Below are 1157 nucleotides of genomic sequence, written 5' to 3'. Positions count from 1 at the left end.
TGTTGTTGGTTCGGTAGCGGCGGGTTGCGGTGCGGAGCCATTTCGGCTGCGCAGCACCGCATCACGTCGCGGGTTGAGTGTCTGAGCGAATTCGGCCGGTGTCAGCCAGCCAAGGCCTGAATGCGGGCGTTGATCGTTGTAATCGCTACGCCAGTTTGAAAGCGCAGACCGGGCGTGAGCGAGCGACGAGAACAGAGTTTCATTCAAGAACTCGTCTCGCAGCCGCCCGTTGAAGCTTTCGATAAAAGCGTTCTGGATAGGCTTGCCAGGCGCAATGTAATGCCAGTCAACCTTGGTCCGGTCCGCCCATTGCAGGATCGCGTTGCTGGTGAACTCGCTGCCGTTGTCGGAGACGATCATCCTCGGCTTGCCGCGCTCCTCGATAATCCGGTCAAGCTCCCGTGCGACGCGAAGACCGGAAAGTGATGTATCGGCGACGAGCGCCAGGCACTCCCTCGTGCAATCATCGACGACGGTCAGAATCCGCAGCCTGCGCCCATCGGTGAACTGATCCGACACGAAGTCTAGCGACCAACGGTCATTGGCCACCATCGGCACCAGCATCGGCGCTCGCGTGCCTATCGCTCGCTTGCGACCGCCGCGCTTGCGCACCGTCAGTTTCTCCTCCCGATAGAGCCGGAAGAGCCTCTTGTGGTTCACGAGGTGACCCTCCCGCCTCAGCAGCACATGAATGCGTCGATATCCAAAGCGGCGGCGTTCATGCGCCAACGCCTTCATTCGCTCGCGAAGCTCATGATCATCGTCGCGCCTGGTCTCGTAACGAATCGTCATTCGGCAAAAACCAATGGCTTTACACGCCCGCCGTTCGCTCATCTCATGATGGATCATCAGATGCGCGACAGCTTTCCGCTTGGCCGCGGGCGTCACCACTTCTTTCCCAAAAGGTCTTTCAAAGCGGCATTGTCGAGCATGGCATCCGCCAGAAGCCGCTTCAGCTTCGTGTTCTCGTCCTCCAGCGTCTTCAGCCGCTTGGCTTCGGATACCTCCATGCCGCCGAATTTGGCCTTCCATTTATAGATGCTGGCATCGCTGACGCCGTGCTTGCGGCAAAGCTCCGAGACCGGCGTGCCAGCCTCGTGCTCCTTCAGAATGCCGATGATCTGTTCGTCTGTGAAACGATTGCGCTTCATTCCCTG

The 1157-nt window shown here is 59.1% G+C and carries 1 protein-coding gene; it reads right to left on the bottom strand.

Going from position 1 to position 1157, the window contains the following annotated elements; translation table 11 throughout:
• A protein-coding gene (locus G9X64_RS36065; protein WP_171378391.1) for an IS3-like element ISRle4 family transposase occupies positions 1 to 1151 on the bottom strand; the annotation gives its coding sequence in 2 pieces (ribosomal slippage) (positions 1 to 902 and positions 902 to 1151; 1152 coding nt annotated over the 2 pieces). This gene is flagged as partial in the annotation.
• Between the last annotated feature and the right edge of the window lie 6 nt (positions 1152 to 1157).

Source organism: Rhizobium sophorae, assembly GCF_013087515.1.
In the GTDB taxonomy this organism is placed as follows: domain Bacteria; phylum Pseudomonadota; class Alphaproteobacteria; order Rhizobiales; family Rhizobiaceae; genus Rhizobium; species Rhizobium sophorae.
Note: the sequence above shows the minus strand (reverse complement) of the source record. Positions and strands in the feature narration are given on the sequence as shown.